Here is a 4,426-nt window from a genome sequence, read left to right on the forward strand (position 1 = left end):
ATCCACGGCGGCTGCTCACCCTTCCTCACCCAACCATGATCCACGATCAAGGAAACCCAGACACAACCAGTGGTCCTTTTGCTAGGAACTCTAAGGACCGGGCTTGTGGGTAGTGCCCAGCTGGCTGCTGGGTGGTCTCCCACGTCCAGAACCAGCTACGCGGCTGGTTCGGAGGCGCGTGACTCACGCCCCGCGTTCCACACAACCATTCCCCGATGGGCGATGTTGCGGGAAGCGTTCCGGTCAGCGTGGGCAACGACCCCGCAGCTCCGGCAGGTGAAGAGGGCTTGGCTTACCCGGTTCTTCCGTTCGGTGTGGCCGCACTCGCAGCATTGCTGCGAGGTGCCGGCCGGATCAACGAAGACCACGGGCACGCCAGCCCTGCGGGCTTTGTAAACGATGAAATCTCCGAGCTGGGCGAACGCCCAGGAGTGGAAGGTGACCCGTTGGGGTTTGCGGAGCCGCACCCTCTGCCGGATTCCCTTGAGTTCTTCCAGGGCGATTCCGGACGAGGTGCGTTCAGCCTCGGTCACGATCGTTTTGGCGATGATGTGGTTCTGGTTGGTGGCGTGGCGCTGTTCACGCCGGTTGCGTTTCTTCAGCAGACGTGTGGCGGACTTGGTGTTCTTGGCCTGCAACGTGCGACGCAACTCATGTTGCCTCCTGCGGTGTCTGTTCAGGCCACGTCCGGCGGCTCGGTAGCCGGTCGAGGTGGTAGCGATGTTGACGATCCCCAGGTCCACACCGATAAACCCGCCCGGTTCGTACTGCTCGGCTTCGGGAACATCGCAGGTGGCGATCAGGTAAAAGACGCCGTCGCGACGGATCAGATCCGACTCGCCCTGACGGTGGGATCGCAGCATCTTGAGCGCATCCGCAGAGCAGGCGAACCGAACGTTCTTGATACGCCCGTGTGTGGTCCAGATGGAGACCGTTTGCGCGTCGTACTGCCAGGACAGGCACCGGTCGTCATACGGCTGGGCGGCGTTGGAGCGGAACCGGATTGGTGCGGACTCGATCTTACGACGTCGTTTCGAGCCCTCTTTCCCCAGATTCCCGGCCTTGATGTTGGCTTTCAGGGCGGTGTAGGCGTCGCGGACTTTCTTGATGACGTGCTGGGCGGCCTGCGCTCCCAAGCCTTGCGATTTGAGTTCCGTGTAGGTGTGTTTTCGCAGCTCGTACTCACGCGGGACACCGTGCTCGAACGCGACGGTCGACACCCAGTTCGCGGCCCGATTGACGGTGTGCAGTGTGGACTCAAGCGCGGATGCCTGGGTGACATCCGCAATGAGCTTGACCTGAACAACGATCTTCACAAGATCAAGATCTTATCATTGACCTCTGTCACCGAGATGAGAACCAAACCTCGACGTACGCAACGGAAGAAGCGTCGTTTACACACTCCACACGCGCTTGGTCTTCACACCCAAATACCGGCGCGGCCCGTTCACCGACCAGCTCCGCTGAAATGAGGGCAACGATGCCGCTGTACACCGAGGGCGAACCGATCGCGGACGGCAAGGCACCGGACGGGCCGATCGCCCGCCGCTGGGAGCAGCGCCGGTTCTCCGCGCGGTTGCTGAGCCCCAACAACAAGCGCAAGCGCAAGGTGATCGTCGTGGGCACCGGGCTCGCCGGCGGTTCGGCCGCGGCCACGCTCGGCGAGCTGGGCTACCAGGTCTCCTCGTTCTGCTACCAGGACAGCCCCCGCCGGGCGCACAGCATCGCCGCGCAGGGCGGGATCAACGCGGCGAAGAACTACGCCGGCGACGGCGACAGCGTGTACCGGCTCTTCCACGACACCATCAAGGGCGGCGACTTCCGCGCCCGGGAGTCCAATGTGCACCGGCTGGCCGAGATCAGCACCCAGATCATCGACCAGTGCGTCGCGCAGGGCGTCCCGTTCGCGCGCGAGTACGGCGGGCTGCTGGACACCAGATCCTTCGGCGGCGCCCAGGTTTCCCGCACCTTCTACGCGCGCGGCCAGACCGGGCAGCAGCTGCTGCTCGGCGCTTACCAGGCGCTCGCCCGCCAGATCTCCGCGGGGACGGTGACCATGCACCCGCGGACCGAGATGCTCGACCTGGTCGTGATCGACGGCCGCGCCCGCGGCGTGGTGGTCCGCGACCTGGTCAGCGGCAGGGTGTCCACCCACCTCGCGGATGCGGTGGTGCTCGCGACCGGCGGCTACGGGAACGCGTTCTACCTGTCCACCAACACGAAGGGCTGCAACGCCATCGCGATCTGGCGCGCGCACCGCCGCGGCGCGCTGTTCGCCAACCCGTGCTTCACCCAGATCCACCCCACGTGCATCCCGGTCAGCGGGGAACACCAGTCCAAGCTGACGCTGATGAGCGAGTCGCTGCGCAACGACGGCAGGGTGTGGGTGCCGCAGGCTCGCGGCGACACCCGGCCGCCGGAGCGGATCCCCGAAGCCGAGCGCGACTACTACCTCGAACGGATCTACCCCAGCTTCGGCAACCTGGTGCCGAGGGACATCGCCTCGCGGGCGGCCAAGAACGTCTGCGACGAGGGCCGCGGGGTCGGGCCCGGCGGGCGCGGCGTGTACCTCGACTTCGCCGACGCGATCGAGCGGCTCGGCGCGGCCGCGGTGAAGGCCAAGTACGGCAACCTCTTCGAGATGTACGAGCGGATCACCAACGAGGATCCGTACCTGGTGCCGATGCGGATCTACCCGGCCGTGCACTACACGATGGGCGGCCTCTGGGTCGACTACGACCTGCGCAGCACGATCCCGGGGCTGTTCGCGATCGGTGAGGCGAACTTCTCCGACCACGGCGCGAACAGGCTCGGGGCGAGCGCCCTGATGCAAGGCCTCGCCGACGGCTACTTCGTGCTGCCGAGCACGATCGGCGACTACCTCGCCGACTGTCCTGCCGAGACGGTGACGGACAGCCACCCGGACGCCGTCGCGGTGGCCGGTGACGTCCGCGATCGCATCGACCGGCTGCTCGCGGTCGGCGGCGGTCGCACCGCCGACTCCTTCCACCGCGAACTCGGCGGCATCCTCTGGGAGCACTGCGGAATGGAGCGCGACGCGGCCGGGCTCCGTTCGGCGATCGACCAGATCTCCGCACTGCGCGGGGAATTCTGGCGCGACCTCCGGGTTCCCGGCACCGGCGCCGAGCTGAACCAGTCGCTGGAGCGGGCCGGCCGGGTGGCCGACTTCCTCGAACTCGCCGAGCTGATGTGCGTCGACGCGCTGCACCGCGAGGAATCCTGCGGTGGGCACTTCCGCGCGGAGCACCAGACCGAGGACGGCGAGGCGCTGCGCGACGACGAGAACTTCGACTACGTGGCGGCCTGGGAGTTCACCGGCACCGGCAACTCCCCCGTGCTGCACCGCGAGCACCTGCATTTCCACGAAGTCCGGCCGAGCCGGCGAAGCTACCAGTGATCAGCGGAGGCGATCATGCGTTTCACCCTGCGCATCTGGCGCCAGGACAGCCAGGACTCGGACGGGCGGCTCGTCGAGTACGTCGTGGACGACGTGCTGCCGGACATGTCCTTCCTGGAAATGCTCGACGTCCTCAACGAGCGGCTCGCTGCCGACGGCGAGCAGCCGGTCGCGTTCGACCACGATTGCCGCGAAGGCATCTGCGGCATGTGCGGGATGATGATCGACGGGATCGCGCACGGTCCGCAGCGGGAGACCACCACCTGCCAGCTCTACATGCGGCACTTCGACGAGGGCAAGCCGATCACGATCGAGCCGTGGCGGGCGAAACCGTTCCCGGTCGTGCGCGACCTGGTGGTGGACCGGAGCGCGTTCGACCGGATCATCGAGTCCGGCGGCTACATCAGCGCACCGACCGGCAGCGCGCCGGACGCGCACGCGGTCCAGGTGCGCAAGCGCGACGCGGACCGCGCGTTCGAGGCCGCGGCCTGCATCGGCTGCGGCGCCTGCGTGGCGGCCTGCCCGAACGGCTCCGGGATGCTGTTCACGGCGGCGAAGGCGACCCACCTCGGCAGCCTCCCACAGGGCCAGCCGGAGCGGCTGGGCCGCGCGGAGAACATGCTGGAAACCCATGACGACCTGGGTTTCGGAGGCTGCACCAACACCGGAGAGTGCACGGTGGTGTGCCCGGTGGGCATCCCCCTCGAAACGATCGCCCGGTTCAACCGCGACGTTCTGAAGGCATCCTTCCGCGACACCGCGGCGAGCTGACCGACGAACGACACCCGGGTATCGCGCCGGATGGCGACCCCGGCACGAGCTCCCGCACCTGGACCCAGGCGAGATTCCCTTGTGGTCCAGGCCTTTTCGCCCGGGTTCGGTGGTCCGCAATTTCCATTGAAATCGAACCTTCGATTTCAATCGAAAGCTCTGCACACCCCACCCACCCTTCGAGGAGACTCCCTTTTGGGGCAAAACTTTCGGGGTCTGGGTTTCCCGGGGTGCTCT

At 66.7% G+C, this 4,426-nt stretch carries 3 protein-coding genes; 2 read left to right on the forward strand and 1 reads right to left on the reverse strand.

The window, feature by feature from the left end; all coding sequences use genetic code 11:
- Positions 1-155: 155 nt before the first annotated feature.
- Entirely contained in the window at positions 156-1,316 is a 1,161-nt protein-coding gene (locus tag AC07FN_RS30390) for an RNA-guided endonuclease InsQ/TnpB family protein (RefSeq protein ID WP_478398684.1), read from the reverse strand.
- A gap of 164 nt (positions 1,317-1,480) precedes the next feature.
- Between AC07FN_RS30390 and AC07FN_RS30395 the strand changes: the two genes are divergently transcribed.
- Positions 1,481-3,418, forward strand: coding sequence for a fumarate reductase/succinate dehydrogenase flavoprotein subunit (locus AC07FN_RS30395; RefSeq protein ID WP_478398685.1), 1,938 nt, complete (start codon positions 1,481-1,483; stop codon positions 3,416-3,418).
- A gap of 15 nt (positions 3,419-3,433) precedes the next feature.
- A complete protein-coding gene (locus AC07FN_RS30400) occupies positions 3,434-4,189 on the forward strand; it encodes a succinate dehydrogenase/fumarate reductase iron-sulfur subunit (RefSeq protein WP_452618427.1) in 756 nt (251 codons plus the stop codon).
- The last annotated feature ends 237 nt before the right edge of the window (positions 4,190-4,426 follow it).

This window comes from Saccharopolyspora sp. NPDC045941, from assembly GCF_056431445.1.